21 protein-coding genes and 2 pseudogenes are annotated in these 24,154 nt (G+C 71.6%); 11 read left to right on the top strand and 12 right to left on the bottom strand.

What is annotated here, in order from left to right; translation table 11 throughout:
* Positions 1-124: 124 nt before the first annotated feature.
* The 4 genes from ACWDD7_RS12355 to ACWDD7_RS12340 form a co-directional block, all read right to left on the bottom strand.
* Entirely contained in the window at positions 125-493 is a 369-nt protein-coding gene (locus ACWDD7_RS12355; protein WP_450457312.1) for a GtrA family protein, read from the bottom strand.
* 26 nt (positions 494-519) lie between these two features.
* The gene (locus tag ACWDD7_RS12350) at positions 520-1,470 is read right to left on the bottom strand and encodes a glycosyltransferase family 2 protein (RefSeq protein ID WP_351877202.1); all 951 of its coding nucleotides are present in this window, start codon (positions 1,468-1,470) and stop codon (positions 520-522) included.
* A 45-nt stretch (positions 1,471-1,515) separates the two neighbouring features.
* Positions 1,516-4,080, bottom strand: coding sequence for a YfhO family protein (locus tag ACWDD7_RS12345; RefSeq protein WP_450457311.1), 2,565 nt, complete (start codon positions 4,078-4,080; stop codon positions 1,516-1,518).
* 180 nt (positions 4,081-4,260) lie between these two features.
* Positions 4,261-4,863: an ABATE domain-containing protein gene (locus ACWDD7_RS12340; RefSeq protein ID WP_450457310.1), complete on the bottom strand. Its 603-nt coding sequence runs from the start codon at positions 4,861-4,863 to the stop codon at positions 4,261-4,263.
* Positions 4,864-4,945: 82 nt separating this feature from the next.
* On the opposite strand from ACWDD7_RS12340, the gene ACWDD7_RS12335 reads away from it, so the two are divergent.
* Complete coding sequence (locus tag ACWDD7_RS12335; RefSeq protein ID WP_450457309.1) at positions 4,946-6,178, top strand: cysteine desulfurase; 1,233 nt, start codon at positions 4,946-4,948, stop codon at positions 6,176-6,178.
* Positions 6,179-6,375: 197 nt separating this feature from the next.
* On the opposite strand, the gene ACWDD7_RS12330 is transcribed toward ACWDD7_RS12335, so the two are convergent.
* From ACWDD7_RS12330 to ACWDD7_RS12320, 3 genes are all read right to left on the bottom strand, one after another.
* Positions 6,376-6,969 (bottom strand): histidine phosphatase family protein, encoded by a 594-nt coding sequence (locus ACWDD7_RS12330; RefSeq protein ID WP_351877200.1) that lies wholly within the window; start codon positions 6,967-6,969, stop codon positions 6,376-6,378.
* A 73-nt stretch (positions 6,970-7,042) separates the two neighbouring features.
* Positions 7,043-7,486 (bottom strand): GNAT family N-acetyltransferase, encoded by a 444-nt coding sequence (locus ACWDD7_RS12325; protein WP_351877199.1) that lies wholly within the window; start codon positions 7,484-7,486, stop codon positions 7,043-7,045.
* Between the two features lie 90 nt (positions 7,487-7,576).
* A complete protein-coding gene (locus tag ACWDD7_RS12320) occupies positions 7,577-9,010 on the bottom strand; it encodes an aminotransferase-like domain-containing protein (RefSeq protein ID WP_450457308.1) in 1,434 nt (477 codons plus the stop codon).
* On the opposite strand from ACWDD7_RS12320, the gene ACWDD7_RS12315 reads away from it, so the two are divergent.
* On the top strand, positions 9,009-9,923 hold the full coding sequence (locus ACWDD7_RS12315) for a DMT family transporter (RefSeq protein ID WP_450457307.1): 915 nt from the start codon (positions 9,009-9,011) through the stop codon (positions 9,921-9,923). The genes ACWDD7_RS12320 and ACWDD7_RS12315 overlap by 2 nt on opposite strands.
* Before the next feature lie 19 nt (positions 9,924-9,942).
* Positions 9,943-10,140, top strand: a complete 198-nt coding sequence (locus tag ACWDD7_RS12310) for a DUF1918 domain-containing protein (protein ID WP_285560653.1) — start codon at positions 9,943-9,945, stop codon at positions 10,138-10,140.
* 9 nt (positions 10,141-10,149) lie between these two features.
* On the opposite strand, the gene ACWDD7_RS12305 is transcribed toward ACWDD7_RS12310, so the two are convergent.
* Positions 10,150-11,436 (bottom strand): glycoside hydrolase family 10 protein, encoded by a 1,287-nt coding sequence (locus ACWDD7_RS12305; protein ID WP_450457392.1) that lies wholly within the window; start codon positions 11,434-11,436, stop codon positions 10,150-10,152.
* 183 nt (positions 11,437-11,619) lie between these two features.
* Here ACWDD7_RS12305 and ACWDD7_RS12300 point away from each other — a divergent pair, with 183 nt between their 5' ends.
* Positions 11,620-12,477, top strand: coding sequence for a 3-hydroxybutyryl-CoA dehydrogenase (locus ACWDD7_RS12300; RefSeq protein WP_392214752.1), 858 nt, complete (start codon positions 11,620-11,622; stop codon positions 12,475-12,477).
* Positions 12,478-12,589: 112 nt separating this feature from the next.
* Here the strand turns inward: ACWDD7_RS12300 and ACWDD7_RS12295 are convergent, their stop codons facing one another.
* Positions 12,590-13,654, bottom strand: coding sequence for an FAD-dependent oxidoreductase (locus ACWDD7_RS12295; protein ID WP_450457305.1), 1,065 nt, complete (start codon positions 13,652-13,654; stop codon positions 12,590-12,592).
* Between the two features lie 301 nt (positions 13,655-13,955).
* Between ACWDD7_RS12295 and ACWDD7_RS12290 the strand changes: the two genes are divergently transcribed.
* From ACWDD7_RS12290 to ACWDD7_RS12275, 4 genes are all read left to right on the top strand, one after another.
* Positions 13,956-15,152, top strand: a complete 1,197-nt coding sequence (locus ACWDD7_RS12290; protein WP_450457304.1) for a macrolide family glycosyltransferase — start codon at positions 13,956-13,958, stop codon at positions 15,150-15,152.
* A 1,473-nt stretch (positions 15,153-16,625) separates the two neighbouring features.
* The gene (locus ACWDD7_RS12285; RefSeq protein ID WP_450457303.1) at positions 16,626-17,459 is read left to right on the top strand and encodes a CPBP family intramembrane glutamic endopeptidase; all 834 of its coding nucleotides are present in this window, start codon (positions 16,626-16,628) and stop codon (positions 17,457-17,459) included.
* Positions 17,459-18,631: a sensor histidine kinase gene (locus ACWDD7_RS12280; protein WP_450457301.1), complete on the top strand. Its 1,173-nt coding sequence runs from the start codon at positions 17,459-17,461 to the stop codon at positions 18,629-18,631. The genes ACWDD7_RS12285 and ACWDD7_RS12280 overlap by 1 nt, the downstream gene beginning before the upstream one ends.
* Positions 18,628-19,290: a response regulator gene (locus ACWDD7_RS12275; protein ID WP_450457300.1), complete on the top strand. Its 663-nt coding sequence runs from the start codon at positions 18,628-18,630 to the stop codon at positions 19,288-19,290. The genes ACWDD7_RS12280 and ACWDD7_RS12275 overlap by 4 nt, the downstream gene beginning before the upstream one ends.
* Positions 19,291-19,644: 354 nt before the next feature.
* Here the strand turns inward: ACWDD7_RS12275 and ACWDD7_RS12270 are convergent.
* Together ACWDD7_RS12270 and ACWDD7_RS12265 are read right to left on the bottom strand one after the other, a co-directional pair.
* Positions 19,645-20,490 (bottom strand): annotated as a pseudogene (locus ACWDD7_RS12270) (LysR substrate-binding domain-containing protein); the annotation flags it as partial.
* A 720-nt stretch (positions 20,491-21,210) separates the two neighbouring features.
* On the bottom strand, positions 21,211-21,516 hold the full coding sequence (locus ACWDD7_RS12265; protein WP_450457299.1) for a helix-turn-helix domain-containing protein: 306 nt from the start codon (positions 21,514-21,516) through the stop codon (positions 21,211-21,213).
* 65 nt (positions 21,517-21,581) lie between these two features.
* Between ACWDD7_RS12265 and map the strand changes: the two genes are divergently transcribed.
* The 3 genes and pseudogenes from map to ACWDD7_RS12250 all read left to right on the top strand — a co-directional run bounded on the left by map (position 21,582) and on the right by ACWDD7_RS12250 (position 23,629).
* A complete protein-coding gene (gene map, locus ACWDD7_RS12260; protein WP_450457298.1) occupies positions 21,582-22,358 on the top strand; it encodes a type I methionyl aminopeptidase in 777 nt (258 codons plus the stop codon).
* Between the two features lie 52 nt (positions 22,359-22,410).
* The gene (locus tag ACWDD7_RS12255; RefSeq protein WP_450457297.1) at positions 22,411-22,722 is read left to right on the top strand and encodes a GNAT family N-acetyltransferase; all 312 of its coding nucleotides are present in this window, start codon (positions 22,411-22,413) and stop codon (positions 22,720-22,722) included.
* A 102-nt stretch (positions 22,723-22,824) separates the two neighbouring features.
* A pseudogene (locus tag ACWDD7_RS12250) lies at positions 22,825-23,629 on the top strand (transposase family protein).
* Between the two features lie 48 nt (positions 23,630-23,677).
* Here ACWDD7_RS12250 and ACWDD7_RS12245 read toward each other — a convergent pair.
* Positions 23,678-23,977, bottom strand: a complete 300-nt coding sequence (locus ACWDD7_RS12245; RefSeq protein WP_450457296.1) for a Tn3 family transposase — start codon at positions 23,975-23,977, stop codon at positions 23,678-23,680.
* Between the last annotated feature and the right edge of the window lie 177 nt (positions 23,978-24,154).

The raw sequence follows: 24,154 nt of genomic DNA, 5'->3' as shown, positions 1-24,154 counted from the left end.
CGACCGGGCACCGGGCACCGGGCACCGGGCACCGGGGCACGCCGTCCTCGGTGCCGGGCGGGCGCAGCACCTGCTGGAAACCGGGCGGGGCCGCGGCGGAGCCGCGCGGGCACTGCGCCCCGGTCTACGGCCCCTCGTCGGCCGCCACCCGCAGCGAAGCGCCCGGCAGCATGATCCAGCGGGACACCACGAAGGTGATCGGGATCGCCGCCGCGGAGGCGATCAGCGGGGCGAAACGGCTCCCGGCGTGCAGGACGTCCACGATCACGTACACCCCCACCGTGGTGATCAAGAAATTCGCGGCGTTGGTCAGCGGGAACAGCAGGAATTTCCGCCAGGTGGGACGGATGCGGTAGGTGAACCGCGCGTTGAGGAAAAAGGAACCGACCATGCTCAGCGCGAAGGCGAGAATATGCGCGGCGAGATACGGAAGCCGGTCGAGAAACAAGAGGTAAAGCCCGTAGTAGACGGCCGTGTTGAGCACGCCGACCACAGCGAAGGTGACGATCTGTCGCGCTATCAAGGGATGAGGTCTTTCGTCCGTTCCACGTTGGTCGCCTTCACCAGGAAGTGCGGGCGGCCCTTCACCTCGTAGTAGATGCGTCCGGTGTACTCCCCGATCACTCCCAGCATGACCATCTGTACACCGGCGAGGGCGGTGACGGCGGTGATGATGGTGACATAGCCGGGGGTCTGCACGCCGTGCAGCAGCGCGGCGACCACGATCCAGGCGGTGTAGAGACCGGCGCACAGCAGCAGGCTGACGCCGAGCCAGAGGGCGGCGCGCAGCGGACGGTTGTTGAAGGAAAGGACGCCGTCCAGGCCGTAGTTGAGCAGTCCGCGCAGGTTCCAGGAGCTGCTGCCGGCCTCGCGCACGGCGTTCTCGTACGCGAAGGTGGTGCTGGGGAAGCCGACCCAGGCGAACAGGCCCTTGGAGAAGCGGTTGTACTCGGTGAGGGCGAGCACCGCGTCCACCACCCGGCGGGACAGGAGCCTGAAGTCCCCCACGCCGTCCCTGAGTTCGACGTCGACCAGACGGTTGACCAGACGGTAGTAGAGGCGCGCGGTCAAGGTGCGGGTGAGCCGGTCGCCGGTGCGGCTGCGACGGGCGATGACCTGGTCGTGGCCCTGTTCGCGCAGCTGGACCATGCGTGTGATCAGCTCGGGCGGGTGCTGGAGGTCGGCGTCCATGACCACGACCGAGTCGCCCGAGGCGTTCCTGAGCCCGGCCAGCAGGGCCGCTTCCTTGCCGAAGTTGCGGCTGAAGGAGACGTAGCGCACCCGCTGGTCGCGGGTGGCGAGGCGTTCGAGGACGGTGAGGGTGTGGTCGCGGCTGCCGTCGTCGACGTACACGAACTCCATGTCGTGGCCGAGCGGCAGCAGTTCGTCGGCGACCTTCTGGACGGCCTCGTGGAAGCGCTCCAGGACGTCTTCCTCGTTGTAGCAGGGCGCGACGATCGATATCAGCATGGCGGGTGTCCCCCAGGGTCGCGGTCGGACGCGGTCGAATCGCGGTCAGGGCGCGGCTGTCACGCGCTCGCGCGATGCCGGTGGTGTGGTCGGGGCGGCCTGCCGAACACGTCGGCGACGCACGGCGGTCGCCGCGGTGAGCAGGAGGAGGGCCGCGAGCGAGGCGAGGCCGACGCTCGTGCCCAGCCGCAGGCCGGGCGGGCGGAAAGTGCAGGTCAGGCTGGTCTGCGTGCCGTCCAGGGCGACGGCGACCAGTCCGTGGTACTGGCGGGCGGGACGGGCCGGGCCGTCACCGGCGGCGCAGCGCCAGCCGGCGATGCGGGGCGCGGCGAGGACGGCGAGTCCCCTGCTCCCGGCGGGGAGCCGGGCGTGCACGGTGCCGTCGGAGACGGTGACCGAGGTGGCGCCGGTGGCCTTGAGCCGGGCGGCGGCGGTGCGCAGCCGGGCGGTGTCCAGGCAGCCGACGGCGCCGGTCGGGATGCGGCCGGGCCGGTCGGGCACCAGGCCGATGCGTACCCGCCCGGAGGCCGGGGCGCGGCCCAGCGGCTCCATGGCGGCCAGGGCGCGCCCGCCGTCGGAGTGGAACAGGGCGGTGCCCGTGCCCCCGGCGAGCCGCGCGGTGCCGGAGAAGTGCGGCGCCGCGAGGTACACCTGGGTGCCGGCCGGGCAACCCGCGGTGATCGTCGCCCCGGTCAGCGCGTTCCCGGAGCCGACCCGGCGGCCGGGCACCGGCGTCCCGTCGGCGGCGCGCACGGTGGTCCGGGGCACGGTGTAGACGCGGCTGCCGAGCAGCAGTTCCTGGTTGCGGTACGGCGAGGAGCCGAAGGCCGCCTCGTCGGGGTCGGCCCGCACGGTCACCAGCGGCGGCACGTCCCGCCGGGTGACGGTCGGCGCGGCGGCGTCCTCGGGCAGGTGGGTCCGGTGCGGGTCGGGCGGGTCGTGCACCCGGGCGCCGACGGAGAAGAGCACGTCGGTGACGGCGTTGTCGAGGCTCTGCACGGCGCGGCCGCCGGAGGTCCAGCCGCCGCCGAGCGCGGTGAGGGTGCGGGAGAGGACGTCGGAGGTCAGGCTGCTGTAGTACGCGGCGCCCTGCCCGCCGACCGCCAACGGGTCGTTGGAGACGGTCTGTTCGCGGCCGGGGTCGGTGCGGTAGCGGGGCCAGCCGTCGGCACGGGCGACCGCCGCGGACTGCGCACGCTGCCGCTCCCCCCAGGGCGCGTAGTCGTCCAGGTGCTTGAGCCGCAGCCCGCTCGCCACGGCGGAGGTGGCGGCGCTCTCCCCGGCCTGCGTGCCGAGCAGGACGAGCACGGCCAAGACGGCGAGCCTCCCCCGCTGCCCGCCGCGGGCCAGCAGGACGAGGCCGGTGAGCGCCCCGCCGGCGCCGAGCAGCACCAGCGGCCAGGTGCGCGCGTCGACCGGGTTCGAGCGGCTCGCGGCGGCGGCGACCAGGGTGAGCAGGGCGGTCGCGGCACCGAGGGCGGGCAGGCCCGGCGGGCCGTACGACAGCGCGTGCCAGGCGGCGATGACCAGCAGCCCGCACAGGACGAAGGTCTGCCGGTAGGAGCTGCCCTGTGGGATGGCGAAGGCGTGCCAGGCCAGGCTGGTGGGCGCCCACTGGAGGGAGAGGGCCACCGCGAGCACCAGCGCGGTCCAGCCGGCGCGGACGCGGACGGGTACGGCCCGGTGGAAGGGCAGGGCGAGGGCGAGGAGCAGCGCGGTGGTGCCGACGTAGAGCGCCGGGGAGCTGTAGTTGTACGTCCCCGGCAGCAGCCTGGCGAGCAGGTCCTCGGCCGGCACCGGGTGGAACCGCGCGAGACGGCCCGGGTAGGCGTGCTTGGTGCCGAGGTAGACGACCGTCACCAGCGGCGCGGCGAGCCCCACGCCGAGGACGACGGTGAGCACGGCGCGACCGGCGGCGGCGAGCGCCTGCCGACGCGGTGGAGCGGCGACGACCAGCCTGACCAGCAGCACGAGTCCGGCGCCGAGGGTGGCCATGTAGGCGGTGTAGAAGTTGGCGCTCCAGGCGAGCGCGACGAGCAGCACCCCGAGGAGGCGGCGCCGCCCGGCGCGGGCCCACTCGCCGGCCAGGCACAGCAGCGGCAGCGCGATCAGGCCGTCGAGCCACATGGTGTTGTAGTCCGCGGCGAGCGTCCAGCCGCACAGCGCGTACGACGCCCCGAGCAGTCCCGCCGCCCACCAGCGGCCGGGCCGCAGGGCGAGCAGCAGCCAGGCCATGGCGGCCGCCGCGCACGCGATCTTCAGGACGGTGATCACATACACCGCGAGGTCGATCCGGTCCCGCGGGAACAGCGCGACGAGCGGCGCGAACGGGCTGGCGAGGTACGTGCCGAGGTCGGGCAGGAAACTGGAGCCGTACCCGGACTGCCAGTTGACCAGCAGCCCGCCGTCCGCCCTGCCGTGCAGCAGGTCCCAGAGGTGGGCGTGCAGCGGCACGTACTGGTTGCCCAGGTCATTGACGGCGCGGGTGCGGGAGCCGAAGGGATAACTGCCGGCCAGCAGATCACCGGCGCACAGCCCCACGCTCGCCAGGACGGCGGCGAGGAGTGCGGCGGCCCGGCGTCCGGCACCCGGCGCGGTCGAACGGTCCATCGGTCGGCAGGCCCCCAGTGAATTCACCTTGGATTTCGCCGACTTAGACGGGGCGCCATTCCGATCGGTTGTGCCCTCAACGGAAATCAACGCATTTTTTGACGAACACCGGCCGAAAGTCAGAGTTTTGATGTCCGGCCGGGAAACCCGACCTTTCCGGCGCGTTATTCGGAGGTGTTTTCAAGGTGACGTGCTTCGGCGAGCGGCATAGGCCCGCGCCGCCCGCACCCGGTTGCCGCACTGGGTCGTGCACCACCGCCGCGCACCGTGGGAGCGCAGGAAGAACCGCTCGCACCCCTGCGCCGCGCACTCGGCGAGCTGGGCCGCGTCGCTCCCGGTGAGCAGCTCGGTGGCGTCCTCGGCGAGCAGGGACAGCGCGGCGGCGGCCGGGTTGCCGTCGTCGGGGACGTCGTCGCGGCGCGGTCCGTCGGCGGTCCAGGCGAGCCGGGGGGTGGAGGGGGCGGCGGCGAGGGCGGCGTTGAGGGTACCGAGGGCGTCGGCGGGCGGCAGCGTGCCGGTGCCGTGCGCCCCGAACAGGGCCCGCAGCGCCTCCCGCAGCGCGCACAGCCGGCCGGCCTGCCTGCCGTTCACCGGTACCCGGTCGGGCAGCAGCCCGTGCCGGACCAGCCACAGATGCGCGGCCTCGGCGCCGTCGAGCAGGTCGACCTGGCCGTGGCTGACCCGGAACCGGCTGTTGACCAGGGCCAGGCAGACGTAGCGGTCCTCGCCGGGGACGGGGAGCCGGTGCAGGTAGACGGGGGTCTCTTGATTCACGGTTCTCATGGTAACCTTTGCGATTCTCCGTGAGACAGGTTGAGTGTGCCTCACGGAGAAACAGTCACGAAACCGTGAGAGGTGAGACACCGTGGCCTTCGATGTGCACGCGCTGCGCGAGGACTTCCCGATCCTGGGGCGGACGCTGGCGAGCGGGGCCCCGCTCGTCTACCTGGACTCCGGGGCGACCACCCAGAAACCGCTGGCGGTCCTGGACGCCGAGCGGGACTATTACGTCACGCGGAACGCGGCCGTGCACCGCGGGGCACACCAGCTCGCGGGCGAGGCGACGGAGGCGTACGAGGACGCCCGGCACACGGTGGCGCGGTTCATCGGCGCGGCCGACGACGAGGTGGTCTTCACCAAGAACACCACCGAGGGCATCAACCTCGTCGCCTACACCCTCGGCCACGCCGGCCGGCTCGGCCCCGGCGACCGCATCGTGGTGACGGAGATGGAGCACCACGCCAACCTCGTCCCCTGGCAGCAGCTGGCCGAGCGCACCGGGGCGGCGCTGGACTGGTTCGGGCTGACCGACGAGGGACGGCTGGACCTCACGCGGGCCGACGAACTCCTCGACGAGCGCACCAAGGTGCTCGCCCTCACTCACCAGTCCAACGTCCTCGGCACTCTCAACCCGGTGCGCGAACTCGCCGACCGCGCCCACGCGTCCGGAGCCCTGGTCGTCGTGGACGGCGCCCAGTCCGTGCCGCACCGGCCGGTCGACGTACGGGAGCTGGGGGCGGACTTCCTCGCCTTCTCCGGGCACAAGATGCTCGGCCCGAACGGCATCGGGGTGCTGTGGGGCCGCGCCGATCTGCTCGGCGAGCTGCCGCCGTTCCTGACCGGCGGCTCGATGATCGAGATCGTGGAGATGGACCGCACCACCTTCCTGCCGCCCCCGCAGCGCTTCGAGGCCGGCGTCCCGATGACCGCGCAGGCGGTGGGACTCGCGGCGGCGGTCGACTACCTGGAGGGGCTGGGCATGCCCGAGGTCGCGGCCCACGAGGAGGCGCTCACCGCCCGCGCCCTGGAACTCCTCGCCGAGGTCCCGGGCGTCCGCGTGATCGGCCCCACCGGCCTCACCGACCGCGGCTCGGCCGTCTCCTTCACCGTGGACGGCATCCACCCGCACGACGTCGGCCAGGTCCTGGACGACCGGGGCGTGGCCGTCCGTGTCGGCCACCACTGCGCCCGCCCGATCGTCCGCCGCTACGGCATCCCCGCGACCACCCGCGCGAGCTTCTACGTCTACAACACCCCGGCCGAGGTGGACGCGCTGGTGGAGGGCGTGCGGGCGGCGCAGAAGTTCTTCGGCGGGTGAACCCGGCCGTCCGGGCGAGGCGTTCGGCCCGGGACCGCCGTGTGCGGGCCGATCGGCGTGCCGCTCCTCGGGGTCGGGCCGCGGGAGTGCGTGGTGGTGTGGCGGCACACGGTGGGCCCGGTCCTCGTGATGCTGTCGTCAGGCTGGTCTTCCTGGGCACCGCGGTGATCGCCGAGACCACCTGACCCGGCCGCGCGCTAGAGCTGGGTCGCCTGGACGGCCGGGTTCTCGAAGCGCAGGCTCCAGCGGCCCCCGCGGCCCGTGAGGGTGGTGGTGGACAGGGGGCGGATGTCGAGGTTCCAGTAGCTGGCGGGCGGTGCCTTCAGGGCGTAGACCAGGGCCGCGCGGATCACCGAGGGCTCGGCGACGGCGACGACGCGGGCGCCGTCGTCGGCGGGGCGGGTGTCGAGCCAGCCGCCGACCCGGGAGATGAAGGCCAGCAGGGACTCGCCGCCGTGCGGGGTGGCGCGCGGGTCGGCGAGCCAGGCGTCCACCGCCGCCGGCTCACGGGCCATCGCCTCGCCCAGCGTCAGCCCGTGCCAGCGCCCCATGTCGCAGTCGCGCAGCGCGAGCTGGGCCAGCGGGGCGTAGCCCAGGGCGTCGCCGGTGGCCCGGCTGCGCTGGGTCGGCGAGCAATAGCGCAGCTCGGCCGCCGCCAGCGGCACCAGCTCGCCGGCGGCGCGCCGCACCTCGTCCCAGCCGGCCGGGTCCAGCGGCCGGTCGTCGTCGAACCGCTCCGCGAGCAGCGGCGCACTACGCGCGGCGGCGACGAACGTCACCCTCAGTGGCATGCGGTGATGGTGGGGCCGTGCGGAACGGAGGTCAAGGTCTTCGGCCGGTGCGGTACCGGCGGTGAGCGGCCGCTTACTCGAAGCGGCGGATCATCCACGTCTCGGGACGCTCCAGCGGCGTGAACCCCAGCTTCTCGTAGACCCCGTGCGCGTCCTCGGTGGCGAGCAGGATGCGGCGCACGCCGAAGGCCGCCAGGTGGTCGCGGATGCCGCCGACGAAGGCGGTGCCCACGCCCTTGCCGCGCACCGAGCGGTCGACGTAGACATCGGCGAGCCAGGCGAACAGCGCCCGGTCGGTGACCCCGCGCGCGTAGGCCACCTGCGCGCCGGAGGCGGTGTCGTAGACCCCGAAGTTGATCGAGGACGCCATGGCCTCCTCGTGCTTCTCGCGGGTGCGGCCGGTCGCCCAGTAGGCGTCGGTGGACAGCCAGCGGTGGACCAGGTCCACATCGACGCGGGCGGCGTCGGTGGAGAACTCGTAGCCGTCGGGGAGCCGGAGTCGGGATGCGTCGCTCATCCCGTGATCGTCGCAGGCGCGGGGCGGGGAGGCGAACAGATAACTCCCCCGCGTCGCACCGACGGTGCTCGCGACTCCCCGAAGACGCCGCTACAGCGCCTCGTCGCACGCCGCCCGCAGCCGCCGCACCCCCTCCGCGATCTCCCCGGGGCCCGCCACCGCCGCGAAGCTCAACCGGACGTAGGGCGCCGGGGGTTCGGCGCTGAAGTACGGACGGCCCGGGGTGAGGGCCACGCCCGCGCGCAGGGCGGCGGCGCTGAACGCGTCGTCGTCGGTGCCGTCGGGCAGGCGTGCCCAGAGGTGGTAGCCGCCGGACGGGACGTGCGGCAGGGCGAGTTCGGGCAGGCACAGGGCGAGCGCGCTCGTCATGGCGTCCCTGCGCTCCTTCAACTCCCCAGAGAGGGACCGGAGATGACGGGGCCAGGCCGGGGAGCCGACCAGTTCCAGCGCGGCCTCCTGGAGCGGCCGGGGGACGAAGAAGGAGTCCACCACCTGGATGGCGCGCAGTCGTTCGAGGACCGGCCCGTGGGCGGCCAGCGCGCTCACCCGGAAGCTGGGCGAGGTCGCCTTGGTGAGCGAGCCGACGTACACGACCACGCCGTCGGGGTCGTCGGCGGCCAGGGGGCGGGGCAGCGGGCCCGCGTCGGCGTGCACGAGGCGTCGTACGAAATCGTCCTCGACGACGAAGGCACCGGCCGCGCGGGCGATGCGCAGCACCTCGGCGCGCCGGTCGGGGGCGAGGACCGCGCCGGTCGGGTTCTGGAAGAGGGGCTGGCAGACGAACACCCGGGCGCCGGTGGCCCGGAAGGCGTCGGCGAGCAGGTCGGGGCGTACGCCGTCGGGGTCCACCGGCACCGGGACCGGGCGCAGTCCGCCCGCGCGGGCGAGGGCCAGCATGCCCGGGTACGTGGGCGACTCGACCAGGACCGGAGCCCCGGGCGGGGCGAGCGCGCGCAGGGCGGTGGCCAGCGCGGACTGGCCGCCCGCCGCGATCAGCACCTCGGCCGCGGTGACCGCGCCGCCGATCTCGCGGGCGAACCACTCGCGCAGTTCGGGCAGCCCCTCCAGCGGGGGCCGCTCCCAGGCACCGGGCCGTCGTCCGGCGCGGGCGAGCGCCGCCGCCATGGCCCGCTCGGGCTGGAGCGAGGGATGCGGATACCCGCCGTTGAACTCAAGGACCCCGGGCGGCGGGGCGGCCAGCGAGACCGTGACCCCGGTGGCGTCCACGGTGCGCGGTACGAGATCGGCCGCGCCGTCGGCGCTCAGCGCGACCTCCTGCCAGGAGGTGTCGCCGGCCGGCGCCCCGGGTGTGCGCGGCCGGGCCCGGAAGGCACCCGCGCCGGGCCGGGTGACGACCAGCCCCTCGGCGGCCAGCCGGGCGAGCGCCCGCGAGACGGTCACCGGGCTCACCCGGAACCGCTCGACCAGCGCCCGGCTCGACGGCAGCTTTCCACCTGGTGAGTAGCGGTCCAGCTCCCTCCGTAGCCGTTCCGCCAATTCGGCCACACTGCTACGCTCATGCATGAAGACACAGAGTAGCGCTACCGATGCCGGGCCGATAGCGGTCACCGCTCCCCGGGCGGAGCACCGGGCCCTCGGCACCGCGCTCGCCGCCCTCGGCGTCGCCTCCTTCTCCCTGACCTTCCCCGCCACCGCCTGGGGACTGGAGGGCTTCGGCCCCTGGACGCTGGTGACCGTGCGCAGCGTCCTGGCCGCACTGGTCGCGGGCGGTGCCCTGCTGGCCCTGCGGGTGCGGCCGCCCGAGCGGCGTCATCTGCGCGGGCTCGCGATCGTCGCGCTCGGCGTGGTGCTCGGCTTCCCGACGCTGACCACGCTCGCGCTGCGCACCTCCACCACCGCGCACGCCGCCGTCGTGGTGGGCCTGCTGCCGCTGACCACGGCCGTCTGCTCGGCCCTGCGCACGGGGCACCGCCCCTCGCGCCGGTTCTGGGTCGCGGCGGTGGCGGGCGCCGTGGCGGTGCTGGCGTTCACGATCGTCCAGAGCGGGGGCGCGCTCACCGCGGCCGACGGCTATCTGTTCGCGGCCCTGCTGGTGTGCGCCGCCGGGTACACCGAGGGCGGGCTGCTCGCCCGGATGATGCCGGGCTGGCAGGTCATCGGCTGGGCACTGGTGCTGTGCCTGCCGCTCACGCTGCCCGCCGCCGCGGTGGCGCTGTCGTACGAACCGTTCCGGGTGACCGCGCACGGTGTGGCCGGTCTGCTGTGGGTGGCGCTGGGCTCGCAGTTCGTCGGTCTGGTCGTCTGGTACCGGGGCATGGCGGCCATCGGGGTACCCCGGGCGAGCCAGTTGCAGTTGGCCCAGCCCCTGCTCACACTGGTGTGGTCGGCGCTGCTGCTGGGCGAACAGTTCACGGCGGCCGCTCCCCTGACCGCCGTCGCCGTGCTCGTGTGCATCGCCGTCACCCAGCGGTCGTGATCGTGAGGAGGGCCTGGAGATGCGCGCATCCAAGGGCGACCACCTTGTCCAGCACGGCAGAGTGGTCGGCCAACACGACCAGGAATCCGAAGTCGTCGAAGTGATGGGGCAGGAGGGCAATCCCCCCTACCGGGTCCGTTTCTCGGACGGTCACGAGGCCATCATGTCCCCGGGCCCCGACTGCCAGGTCAAGCACAAGGAAGACAGGCAGCGGTAGTCCACCGGTTCAGCGGGGCGGGCTCGCCGGTCGCGCGTAGTGGTCCGCGATCACACGCTTCATCGCCCCGATCGGATCGGTCGCCACCTCCTGGGCGGCGAAGAACACGTGCCCGCCCACCTGCGGATGGCGGGCGGCGAGGGTGAGGTGCCGGGACAGCTCCGCCGGGTCCTGCCAGGCCGCGGGCCGGCCGTCGGCCCCGGCGGCCCCCGCCCGGTACAGGGCCTCGCCGATGTACAGCTTCGTACCGGTGCCGTCGACGAGGCGCGCCCACCAGTCGAGCAGCGTCGCGTAGTCCGCGCCGCTCGCGCCGATCTCCCAGTACAACTGGGGCACGACATAGTCGATCCAGTGCTCGCGGACCCATCTGCGGGTGTCGGCGTACAGGTCGTCGTACGTCTGCGCGCCCGCGTCCGTGTCGGAACCGAGCGGGTCGGTCGTGGCGTTGCGCCACACCCCGAAGGGGCTGATCCCGAACCGGGTGCCGGGCCGCACCCGTTCGATCCCGGCCGCCATCTCCCTGACCAGCCGGTCGATGTTGTCCCGCCGCCAGGCGGCACGATCGTCGAAGGCGCCCCGGTGGCGCTCGTACGCCTCGTCGTCCGCGAAGGTCTCCCCGTCCTCGGGGTAGGGGTAGAAGTAGTCGTCGAAGTGGACCGCGTCGACGGGGTAGCGGGCGACCGCGTCGAGCATCGCGCGCTGCACGAAGGCGCGGACGGCGGGCAGCCCGGGGTTGTAGTAGAGCTTGCCGCCGTACGGCACCGCCCAGTCGGGATGCGTACGCGCCGGGTGGCCGGCGGCGAGGCGGCTCGGGTCGGTGTGGTTGGCGATCCGGTACGGGTTGAACCAGGCATGCAACTGAAGGCCCCGGGCGTGGGCCTCGCGCACGGCGGTGCCCAGCGGGTCCCAGCCGGGGTCGCGGCCCTGGGTGCCGGTGAGGAACTGGGACCAGGGCTCGTACGGCGAGGGCCACAGGGCGTCGGCGGTGGGCCGCACCTGGAGGATCACGGTGTTCAGCCGGCTGCGCACCGCCCGGTCGAGGTGGGCGGTCAGCTCCTTGTGCTGCGCGGCGGCGGTCAGCCCCGGGCGCGAGGGCCAGTCGCGGTTCTCGACGGTGGCCATCCACACGCCCCGCATCTCGGTGAGCGCGCGGGCCCCCGGCGCGCCGGTGGCACCCCCGCCTCCCGGACCCCTGCTCCCGGTCCGTCCGGTCCGCGCGGTCCCGGACGTCGCCGCCCCGCATCCGGCCGTGGTCAGGGCCGACAGCGTCGCCAGGGCGAAGGCCCGGCGTGACATGGGTCCCATCGGCCACTTTCCCTCACGTTGCGCATCCGCTCGGTTACGGATCGTCTCCGTGACCAAGAATGCCCGCACCCAGACGATCGATCATCGATACTTCGCGGTAACGTGCACGATCGGAGCAGCCGCCGAAACCCGGAGGTCTGCCGAGACAAGCCGGAGAACAGCGAAGGGGACGATGTGACCGACATCGAGCGCGTCGGAGTCGTGGGCTGCGGCCAGATGGGCGCGGGCATCGCCGAGGTGTGCGCCCGCGCGGGACTGGACGTGAAGGTCGCCGAGACCACCGGCGAGGCCCTGGAGATCGGCCGTACCCGGCTGCACAACTCCCTGGCCAAGGCGGCCGAGCGCGGGAAGATCAGCGAGGAGGAGCGGGACGCCACCCAGGCGCGGCTCAGCTTCACCACGGACCTCGGCGAGTTCGCCGACCGTGACCTGGTGATCGAGGCCGTCGTGGAGAGCGAGCCGGTGAAGACGGAGATCTTCCAGGTGCTCGACCAGGTGGTGACCCGGCCGGACGCGATCCTGGCCTCCAACACCTCCTCCATCCCGCTGGTGAAGCTCGCGGTCGCCACCTCGCGCCCGGACCACGTCGTCGGCATCCACTTCTTCAACCCGGCCCCGGTGCAGAAGCTGGTCGAGCTGATCCCCGCGCTCACCACCTCCGAGGGCACCCTCAGCCGCGCCCAGGTCTTCGCCGAGAAGGTGCTCGGCAAGCACGCCATCCGCGCCCAGGACCGCTCCGGCTTCGTGGTGAACGCGCTGCTCGTGCCCTACCTGCTGTCCGCGATCCGGATGTTCGAGTCGGGCATCGCGAGCCGCGAGGACATCGACAACGGCATGGAGATGGGCTGCGCCCACCCGATGGGCCCGCTGAAGCTGTCCGACCTGATCGGCCTGGACACCATCGTCTCCATCGCCAACTCGATGTACGCGGAGTACAAGGAGCCGCTGTACGCCGCTCCCCCGCTGCTCCAGCGCATGGTCGAGGCGGGCCGGCTGGGGCGGAAGACCGGGTCGGGGTTCTACACGTACTAGCCTCGATCGTTCATGAGGGGCCGTCAGCTTGCTGACGGCCCCTTTGTGGTGGGTGCTGATGGGGGTTTTCAGCCCGAGCAGGTAGGAGCGGGCGCGAACCCGGACTGAGGTGTCAGGAGCGATCGAACAGGGTGACTACGCTCTGCGGTGCTTCCTGGCCGAAGAAGATCTCCAGGTTTTGCGCCGAGCGGCTGGCGGCATCGCCACTACGCAGGAACAGCCGCTCTTCGTAGGCGGTGAGCGCGACCTCGATGTCGGGTTGCTCAACCAGCTTGCTCGCCAGGTCTGCGCCGTCGTACATGGCGAGGTTCGCACCCTCGCCGGCGAAGGGCGACATCAGATGCGCAGCGTCGCCGACGAGCGTCACGCCGGGCACCCTGTCCCATTTGAGCCCGACGGGCAGGGCGTAGATGGGTCGGAGCCACGGTTCCACGTCGCTCTGTGTCACGAAGTCGGTGAGCAGCGGCGCCCAGCCATCGAACGCGTCGGCAAGTTGACGGAGGCCAGCGGACGGGTCGCCGAAGTCGATCGACCTCATCCACTCCTCGGGCTTGTTCAACGCCACGTATCCGCGCACGTGCCCGTCGACGTGGCGATGCGCGATGATGCCTTTGCCCGGCGCGACCGCCATCAGCGTGCCGCTGCCGATCGCGGCCACGCTCGCCCGACAGTCCTGGCCGCCCGAGGCGAGGGCGATCTCGATGAAGCAGGTTCCGCTGTAGACGGGCTTGGCGGGGGTGAGTAGCGGACGCACCTTCGACCAGGCACCGTCCGCACCGATGACGATGTCGGCGCGCACGGCGGCACCTTCCGCGAAGGCGAGGTCGTAGCCGCCCTCCACACGGCGCCGGACCGAGGAGAGCTTGTGACCCCACCTGATCGTCCCGGGCGCCAGCGAGTCGATGAGCAGGCGCCGCAGTTCGCCACGATCCACCTCTGGACGGGCCGAACCGGGGTCCGCAGGCATGTCGAACAGAATCGTGCCGTGGCGGTCGACCACGCGCTTGGCATCCTCGCCCAGGCGGACCAGAGTGAGGAACTCGTCGTACAGACCGGCTGCGCGAAGCGCGACCTGTCCGGTCTCTACCTGAATGTCGAGCAGGCCGCCTTGCGCACGGGTCGTCGCCGAAGCCTCACCCTCGTAGATCGTCGCGGCGACGCCGTGAACCTGAAGCACCCGCGCGAGCGTCGAGGGCAGGCCCTTCGCCGGCTGAAGGCCGCCGGACAGGACGGAGGCTCCGTAGTACTCGGAGGCCGGGAGAGCCGGCCGCAGGGGGAACGGGGCCGGCGGTCATCATCCGGCGGCTGGCCGGGCGGGGCGGCAGTTCCTGTCCCCCGACCGAGGTACGGGCGTGGTCCCTCCGGCGGGGGATGCGTGACGTCGGCGCTCTGCTGTTGACTCAACCTGTCGGTGCCGGCCGGGCCGGCCCGGCCCACGAAGGGCATCGACCTGCCGAACTGAAAAGGAATTTCACCGGATGCGACGACACATCGCCTTCATCGGCCGGGACGGTACCGGGCACGTCAACCCGACCCTGCCGATGGTGGCCGAGCTGGTCCGAAGGGGACACCGCGTCACCTACGCCGTCAGTGAGTCGTTCGCCGACACGGTGCGGGAGGCCGGGGCCCGCCCTCTCCTGCTGCCCAACGCGCGGTTCCGGCACGGGGGCCGGTCGGGTGAGCAGGCCCTTCGCCGGTCGGAGACGGATGTGGTGGCGATGGTCGCCGACCTCCTCCTCGCATACACCGAGCGTGAACTGCCGGTCCTGCGCGAGGGGTTCGCTGCGGACCGGCCCGACGTGATCTGTTACGACGCCAATTCCTTGGCCGGAGCGGTACTCGCCTGCCTGCTCGGCGTGCCCGCCGTGCAGATACGGCCCTCATTCGCGGCGAACGACCACTACACACCCCTCCAGGAGTTCGTCCCCGACCCGGAGCGGCTCACCGCGTCGCTCCAGGCCGCAGACGCCCGGGTGCGCGAGTACGCCTCGGCCTTCGGGGTCACGGACACCCTGGGCACCATCCTCACACGCGTGCCCGGCGATCTCGCGCTGGTGTGCGTGCCCAGGCCGTTCCAGTACGCCGGCGACACCTTCGACGACCGCTACGTCTTCATCGGACCGTCCGCCTACCACCGTACAGAGTCGGGGAGCTGGACTCCGCCCCCGGCGGGCACTCCCTTGCTGTTCATCTCGCTCGGGACGCTGATGAACGAGACCCCGGAGTTCTTCCGCCTCTGCATCGACGCGTTCGGCGACACCGACCGTCATGTCGCCATGGCGGTCGGGGACCGCGCCGAGCTGCCCGAACTCGGCGCCCTGCCGGACAACTTCGAGATCCGTCCGTTTTTCCCTCAGCTCGACGTCCTCGAGCACGCCACCGGGTTCGTGACCCACGGTGGCATGAACTCCGCCATGGAGGCCGTACTCCGCCGGGTGCCGACGGTCGCCGTGCCCCAGATGCCGGAACAGCGGGGCACCGCGCGCCGGATGGAGGAGCTGGGCCTGGGAGTCACCCTGGCGGACCAGACCGCCCCGGCCCTTCGTCACGCCGTGCTCGATGCGGAGCGGGACGAGGGGATCAGGAAGAGCCTGGCCGACATGGCCGAAGTACTCCAGGCCGCCGGCGGCGCCCGTGCCGCGGCCGATGCGGTCGAGAAGCTGCTGCTCGGATAGCGGATGACGCTTTTCGACCGGTACCGACAGGCCGGCGCAAGCCGCCCCTCGACCGGCAGACTCGCTGACGACACGAAGCCGGACGGCACGCGGGGCCGCCGAGGCATGGGCTCATGGCTCAGCCGCTCTGCAAGACCTGCATCACGAGCGGGACGGCGAGCCGGGCTCCAGGAGCGGCACCCAGATGGCGCCAGCGCTCCCGGAGGTCGTCGACGCGACGACGCGCCTGACGCGTCGGCCTTCGACGACGAGCTGATCGTCTGGGATTTCGGTCGGCTCGCCTTCGAGCGACTGCAGGCGCGGCTGAGGCGGCGCGACCGCGGCTCAGGCCGCACAGGAGTGGCCGGACCACTTCGTCGCGTTCGACGTGCTCCGCCTGTCCGGCACCGACACACCGGAGAGGTGGGACTGAGCTCCGAGGTCACGCAGGGGGCCTTCGTCCATCTCCTTGCGAAGCAGGGCGAGGGTGTCGGCTTCGGTGTTGCGACGCCGTGCGTGCAGGGCGACGACCTCGGTCCCCCATCTGGTACTTCGTCTTATCGCCGCGCGGCAGCGTTCCCTCTGCTCCGTATCTGGCGATGTCGCTGGCGGTCGCCAGGCGACTGACGCGGGGAGGCCATGGTCTGTTCTCCAGAGCCTTTGGTTTGGAGCGTTCTCGCCGACCGGGCGCGACGGCGCAGTCTCCTGGGCCGAGGGTTGCAGCCCCTCTGCGGCCGCGAACCGCCTCCGTGCTGGATGGTCGTCCCCCCCCTGGTCAGCTTCGTCGGCCAGAGGGGCGATTCCGTGAGCGGTGGGGCATGAGCCGAGGGGGGGTCTTCGAGCGAGGGAAGCGAAGGCGCGGACGGTGCCCGGGTGGACTTCCTGCCCGTTCCGAACGGCATCGACTACCTCTCGGAGGTTGTCACCCAGCGGTCCGCAAGAACGCGATCACCTCCGACCCGGGCCGCAGCACACCGGACAGCGCCGCCTACCTCCGCCTGATCCACACCCACTGCCACCGATGGCGCGGTGCCGGCACCGGCATTCGGACAGCACCGCAGCCTGCCAGCGGCCCTTCAGGGCCTGCTTGAGCCGTGCGCATCCAGGGCCCCGGTGACGGCGTGGGTGACCTACGCCTTCCCGGCGGTGGCGGTGCCCTTGTTCGCGGGAGCCGCGGCCGGCGCGATCAGGCCGGCGGCGCCGAGGGCGGCGACAGCACGGGAGGCGTGCGTGGCGAGGGAGGCACGACGGTCGGGTCAGGGCATCGACATCCCGCTGGCCCCCGAACAGTTGCACGTGCGGCGTCACCTCCGTCTCGAAGGTCGCAGACCCGGATGCCCGTCGAGGCGCGAAGAGAGCTGTGCGGCACTGGAGTTGTCCCCCGTGGGAGCTACGTGCAGGTGTCCACCGTGAGGTGACGATTCCCGGGGCGCGGATCCATAGCGTTCTGAGCAGCCGCGGCGCTCCGGTCGCGGGTTCGGAAGAGGAGTCGTCATGAAACTGGTGTGGCAGATACTGGCTGTGGTGGCGGTCAGCGCGGTCGGTGGTCAGAGCGTCAGCGCGGTGCAGGACAACCCGTGGCTCTCGCTCCTGCTGGGCGGCCTGACGGCGGTGCTGGCGGTGTTCGTGTACCGGTGGGTCGTGGGCCGCACCGAGGGGCGTCCGGTCACGGAGCTGGCCCGGGAGGGCGCGCGGGGGTCGCTGTACAGGGGGACGGGCATCGGCGTCGCGCTGTTCGGGGGCGTCATCGCGAACATCGCCCTCCTCGGGGACTACGACGTCCACGGCTTCGGCTCGCTGACGGGTCCGATCGGACTGGTCGGCTTCATGGCCGCCGCCGCCGTGACGGAGGAGCTGATGTTCCGCGGCCTGCTCTTCCGGCTGGTGGAGCGGCGCCTGGGCACGTACGCGGCGTTGGCACTGTCCGGTGTGCTGTTCGGCGCGATGCATCTGTTCAACAAACACGCCACCCTGCTGGGCGCCGTCGCCATCGCGATCGAGGCCGGCGGCATGCTCGCCGCCGCGTACGCCGCCGGCCGCAGCCTGTGGCTGCCGATCGGCCTGCACTTCGGCTGGAACTTCGCGGAGTCCGGCATCTTCGGCACCGAGGTCTCCGGCAACGGCGCCACGCACGGGCTGCTGGACGCCTCGACGTCGGGCGCGACCCTGATCACGGGCGGCGAGTTCGGCCCGGAGGCCAGTCTGTACTCGATGCTGTTCGGCGTGCTGGCGACGATCGTCTTCCTGCGGCTGGCCCGCCGGCGCGGCAACCTGGTACCCCGGCGGCGCGCCGAGCGCGTCGACGCGCTGGCTACAATCGGCCGGTGATGACCCCTGAGCAGGCTGGCCAGGTGTGGCGCCGATTGGACGTCACGGTACGGGACCTCCCGCTGGTGCTGCTGTTCCTCATCGGCTCGATCGTGCCGGCGCTGCACGCCAACGGCACCGTGATCGGTGGCGTGCCGACCCGGCCCACCGACGCACTGGCCGTCGTGGCGATCCTCCTGCAATGCCTTCCGCTGGGCGGGCGCCGGCGCTGGCCGGCCGTCACCCTCGCCCTGGTGACGTGCGGGTTCGCCGTCGACGAGCTGCGCGGCTACCACACGTTCGCCACGACCGCGCTGCCCATCGCGCTGCTTTCCGCCGGGTCGCACCTGGAACGGCACCGCCGGACCTGCATGGTCGTCCTGTCCGTGGCGTACGTGCCGCTGGCGGTGGCGCTCTCCCGGCTCGGCACGGGCGAGTCGCCGGAGGAGTTCGTGACCTTCTACCTGGCGCTGGTCCTGGCGTGGGGCGCCGGGGCGTGGCTGCGCTCCACCCGGGCCGCCGAGGCGGACCGCAGGCGCCGCGTCGCGGAGGACACCCGGACCGCCGAGCGCACCCGGATCGCCCGCGAGCTGCACGACGTCGTCACCCACCACGTGACGGCGATGGTCGTACAGACGGAGGCGGCACGCTATCTGACCGCCGCGCCCGAACGGCTCGACCAGGCACTGACCGCCGTCACGGACACCGGGCGGCGGGCCATCACCGACCTGCGGCACCTGCTCGACCTGCTCAACCCCGACCACGGCACCGGGACGGCGGCGGACACGGCCGAGCCCAGGACGCCGTCGGTCGGCAGGCTGCTCACCCTCGTGGACCAGGCACGCCGGGCCGGCCAGCCGGTGGAGTTCACCGAGGAGGGCACACCGGCCGAGTCGACCGGCAGCGCCGACCTGGTGGCCTACCGGGTGGTGCAGGAGTCCCTGACGAACGCCCTCAAGTACGCCCACGGCAGCCGGACCTCGGTCCAGGTGTGCCACGGGGAACGGGAGATCACCGTGGAGGTCAGCACGGACGGCTCCGGCTCGGGGACCGCCTCCCCGGGCGGCAGCGGGCGGGGCCTGGCGGGCCTGCGCGAGAGGGTCGGCATCCTGGGCGGCGACTTCAGCGCGGACCGGAGTCCGGGCGGCGGCTTCGTCGTACAGGCGCGGATACCGGCGAGGAGCACGACGTGACCGTACCGATCCGGGTGCTGGTCTGCGACGACCAGATGCTGATCCGCACCGGGCTGGTGACGATCATCGACGCCCAGCCCGACCTGGAGGTCGTGGGCGAGTGCGGGGACGGGCGGGCCGCGGTCGACCTCGCCGGCAGACTGCGCCCGGACGTCGTGGTGATGGACATCCGCATGCCGGTGCTCGACGGCCTGGAGGCCACCCGCCTGCTGGCCGGCGCCGGGGTGACACATCCCGTGAAGGTGCTCGTGGTGACCACGTTCAACCTGGACGAGTACGTCTACGAGGCGCTGCGCGCCGGGGCGAGCGGGTTCCTGCTCAAGGACGCGCCGCCGGACCGGCTGCTGCACGGCATCCGGACGGTGGCCTCGGGCGCGGCGCTGCTGGATCCCGAGGTGACGCGCCAGCTCGTGGGCAGGTACGCGGCCCGGATCCGGCCCGCCGCGGGCGGGGCTCCGCAGGACATCCCGCTGACCCCCCGCGAGCTGGAGGTCCTGCGTCTGATCGCGGCCGGTCTGTCCAACGGCGAGATCGCCGCGGCCCTCGTGATCAGCCAGGAGACCGTCAAGACGTTCGTGTCACGCATCCTCAGCAAACTCAGCCTCCGCGACCGCGTCCAGGCCGTCGTCTACGCCTACCGCCACGGCCTGGTCACCTGAGGTACGCGCTGACCGTCCGGTACGGCGGCCGGCGCCCCCGTGACCGTGCTCCCCGTTGCCCCTTTCGGCCCACCGCCGGTCCGGCCCGGGTGCCCGCTGGTCTACGAGGCGCTTGGCTTGCCGTCGGCGGCACCGCGAAGAACGGGAGGTCGGACGACGGCGGTCATGGGAATGCCGACGGGCCACGCGCTCGCCGCGCCGGTCGACCTGAACGGGACCGGGCACTACGTGCACTGAGGCGTGATCCAGATCTCGGTCGCGAACCTCGTGGTCATCGGCGTGATGGCGGCCGTCTTCGTCCTCGCCCCGCTGCTGCCGTTCTCCGGGGGCCGCAGATGACCGGGCCGCGCCGGCACGGATCGCGGCCGTTGCGATCTGGACGAACGACCGGATCAGCGGGTTGGTGTCCTCCTTGTTCCATGCGGCCACCACGCGGTTCGGCGGCATGTCGATCAGCGGTATCACGGCCAACTCCTCGGGCTGGCCGTGCCCGATCAATGTCATTCCGACGGTGCCGTTCCAGAGCACCGCCTGTATGCATTCCTGGACGGCCCGCACCACCGGACCCTCGCGGGGCTCGCCGCCGTTCCAGTACGACTGCCAGGCCGGGTCGGTGCCCTCCGGGAACCGGAACCAGCGCCGGTCGGCCAGGTCGGCCAGTTCCAGGCTTTCGCGGTGGGTCAGCGGGTCGTCGGCGCGCAGCAGCGCTCCTACCGGATCCGCCCGCAATTCATGTACGGCAAGTCCCGTCTCGTCGAACGGCCCGCACGTCAGGGCGACGTCGACCAGCCCGGCGCGTAGCCCGCAGGTCGGATCGCTCAGGTCGCTCTCGCGGATGCGGACCTCGACGTCCGGGTGCTTTCGGCGATACGCCGCGGCCAGCCGCGTCGCGCCCGGGTCGGCGGTGTCGGCCAGCATGCCGATGGTGATGGCCGCGGAGCCGGCCACGGCAGCCACGCGCATGCGCATCTGGTCGGCCTGGAGCAGCAGGGTGCGGGCCTCCTCCAGCAGGGTCGCGCCGACCGGGGTGAGCGCCACGCCGGTGGCGCTGCGGTGCAGGAGTATGACGCCGAGATCCCCCTCCAGCCGCTTGATCGCGCGGCTCAGCGGCGGCTGGCTCATGTGCAGCCGCGCAGCGGCCCGCCCGAAGTGGCGTTCCTCGGCGACGGCCACGAAATAGCGCAGCGTGCGCAGCTCCATGACCCGCAACTATATTCGTACGGGAATCGGTGTCGCCGCAGCTCGCGTGGTCTGACCGGTCGGCTCGGGGAAGACGCGCCCGTCCTCGCGGTCAGTGTTGTCCAGCGGCGCTTCCAGCTCGCAGAAAGTCGACCTCTCGCGGCGGGGACGATCTCACTGCCCCACCGGGCGCGCGCCGTCGTCTGCTCGTCGACTCTTCGGCGGCACCGGGAAGTGCACGACCGCCTGGAAGCGGAATCGCTGCAGCCACTGGGTGAACACGCTGCTGGTGCAATCGCCATCGAGGGCTGGTACAAGTTGCACCGTCTGCACAGCAGCCTCGGCTATCGCAGTCCCGCCGAATCGAGACCGCACTCGCCGCCTGACCACCACACCGATGGTGTCCGTCAAAGCGGAACAAGCTCAGTCGATGAAGATGCCCCTTTGGACCGAGCGGGCCTCCTCTGGTAGGCCGAAGATCAACCGGGGAAGGATTTCGCCGATCGCGGCCGAGACTTCGGATGTGCCGAGAGTACCGACCAGCCCCCCCCTCAAACACCTTCTCGACAATGAGCTCCTCGGCCAGACGCGTCGCTTCGAGGGCCTCGGCGCCGGGGCCACGGCGGCGATCGCGCCGACCAGCCTCGTGCACGTCGCCGTTCGCCGTAGCTGTGCGCCGGTGATCTTGACGAGGCCACGGACAAGCTCACTGGCTCATGCGTACTTGATGTGGAGTGGGTGTCAAGAAGCCAGCGATGGATGCCGTGTGACGGGCAGTTCCGACTGATCCTCGACGGTTCGCTCCGCCTGGCTAATCTCGGCCCAGACGGCGTCAAGAGACAGGCCGAGGGTGTCGGCGATCGCTGCGATGGTCGGGAAGGCGGGGGTGGCCACACGGCCAGATTCGATCTTCCGCAAGGTTTCCGGCGAGATGCGCGAAGCGAGCGCCACGTCCAGCATCGAGCGGCAGCCCCGGGCTCGGCGGAGCAGGGCGCCAAGGCGCTGTCCGCGCTCTACCTCGGCGGGGGTGAGCGGCAACCTGACCATGACCGCATTCTAATACCGGTACAGTTAGACCGGGATAGTTATTGGACACACGTGAGAGGTCCCCCATGATTGAGATCCTGAACTCCGCGCGGCTTGGGCGGGCGAGAGACACCGGCGCCCTGGTCGGAAACATCCTGCACACGCTGAAGCAGCGCAGCACGGTCGGAACGAACCTGCTGGACATCGACCAGTGGGCCAAGGAGATGATCACCGAGGAGGGAGCGCAGTCCTGCTACGTCGACTACGCGCCTTCCTTCGGGCGCGGCCCGTTCGGGCACTACATCTGCACGGCCGTCAACGACGGAGTGCTCCACGGGCGGCCTCACAACTACACGCTGGCAGACGGGGATCTCCTGACTCTCGACCTCGCCGTAGCCAGGGGCGGGGTGGCAGCGGACGCCGCGATCAGCTTTCTCGTGGGCAAGGCCAGGCCAGCGGAGAGCGTCGCGATGATCGAGACGACCGAGCGTGCACTCGCCGCCGGCATCGCCGCCGCCAAGCCTGGGGCGCGCATCGGCGACCTCTCCCACGCCATCGGCACGGTCCTCGGCAAGGCGGGCTACCCGATCAACACCGAGTTCGGAGGGCACGGCATCGGCTCGACCATGCACCAGGACCCACACGTCGCGAACACCGGACGTCCCGGCCGCGGATACAAGCTGCGCCCCGGACTGCTGCTCGCCCTGGAGCCCTGGGTCATGGCCGACACCGCCACACTCGTCACCGACGCCGACGGTTGGACGCTGCGCAGCGCGACAGGCTGCCGCGCCGCGCACAGCGAGCACACCATCGCCATCACCGACAACGGAGCCGAAATTCTCACCCTGCCCACGCAGGCATGACCATGAGAGGGCGCTGTAACCAGTGAGGTTTTCTCAGCGGTGATCACCTCCGATGCTGACTGCGGAGGAGGATCGGGCAAGGGTGGCGGTCTACGCTCGCGCCATGACGATCACCTATGAGTGGCGGGGCGGCTTCGACAACGTCGTGTGGGATGGCGGCGTTCACGCATTCATCCTCGACACTGTGGTCGCGGGGGGCCGTCGCCGGTCCGGGATCGGAGCCGAACTCATCATCGAGGCCGCCCGGCAAGCCCGCGAAGCCGGATGCGAATGGCTTCACGTCGACTTCGAGGACGACCTACGGTCGTTCTACTTCGACGCCTGCGGGTTCAAACCGACAATGGCAGGTCTCATCGCGCTCTGAGCCGGCCTCGCCGCACGACGCCCCGGCCATGGGCAGCCGTGAAGCCCCTGGTAGGACAGGTCTCAACACAAGATCATGTCCGTAGCTACCAGAGGCTTCACGTTGGTCACCCATGTTGCCACGCTCGACGTCCCGCGCCATGTGGTGGAGTACCTCGCCCGTCTGCTGGCCGCCCACCGACGGCGGAGAGGCACCCCGAGACGCTTGCGTGCGCTCGGGCCGTTCCGGCACGCGGTCCTGGTACTTCGCTGGTTCCGCGAGCGCGGCTGCGTGCACTGCCTGGCCCGCGATGCCGGCGTCTCGCAGGCCACCGGCTACCGCAACCTGCACGAAGGCATCGACGTCTTTGCCGACCAGGCCCCCGACCTGCGCGAGGTCCTGGACCGTTGCCGACGCGACGGCATGACCCACGTGATCCTCGACAGCACCCTGATCGAATCCGACCGCCTCGCCGGCGTCCGCGACAACGGCAACGACCTGTGGTTCAGCCAGAAACACAAGAAATTCGGCGGCAAGGTCCAGTTCCTATCAGCCCCGGACGGCACTCCGCTGTGGGTCGACGCCGAACCCGGCTCCACCCCCGACATCACCGCCGCCCGCATCCACGCCCTACCCGCCCTGTACAAAGCCGCAGCCACGGCTTGCCCACCCTGGCCGACAAGGGCCACATCGGCGCCGGAATCGGCATCCTCATTCCCGTCCGACGACCGAAAGGCCGGTCCGAGCGGGCCTTGCACGCGGACACGCAAACCAAGAACAGCCTGATCAGAGGCATCCGTGCACTCGGAGAACGCGCCGTCGCCGAGCTCAAGCAGCGCTGGCGCTCCCTGCAGTACGTCACCATCAGCCCAGCAGGATCGGCGACATCGCCCGCGCAGCTCTCGTCCTCAACGGAATTTGGAAATGATCAACGTTGAGAAAACGTCAGTGACCCAGCGGGCCGGGTGCGCCTCCGTCAATCCCCGTCGTCCTCGACAGGGTCCGGGTCCCGGAAGGCCAGCGGGCCCTGACCGGGCCCGCTGGCCTTGATGTCGAACAGGTACCGGCCCAGGAAGTTGATGTGCCGGTCCTTGAGCGGGGAGACGCAGGCCGCGTCCTCGTCCTTGATGTCGTGGCCCTCGGCGCGGAGCTGGACGACGGCGGCATCCAGGTAGCGGGTGTTCCATAGAACGACACCTGAATAGTCAGGACCAATCGACCCCGAGGCTCGGCGCCTGGATGATCTCGGATCCCCGCCTGGGCCCGGATACCCCATCGCCGATCGTCACCCCTCGACTGGTGACTGATTACCGGTAATCGGTAGCTGCTGAATGTCCCGAGGCACCGGAGGACGAGGTCGCGATGCCGCTGACAGAGATGGCCGACCGGCCGGACCGATTGACCGATGCCGTCCATCGCACACTGCGAGCGGCGATCTTGGCGGGTGACCCCG

Source organism: Streptomyces sp. NPDC001056, from assembly GCF_053598955.1.
Note: the sequence above shows the minus strand (reverse complement) of the source record. Positions and strands in the feature narration are given on the sequence as shown.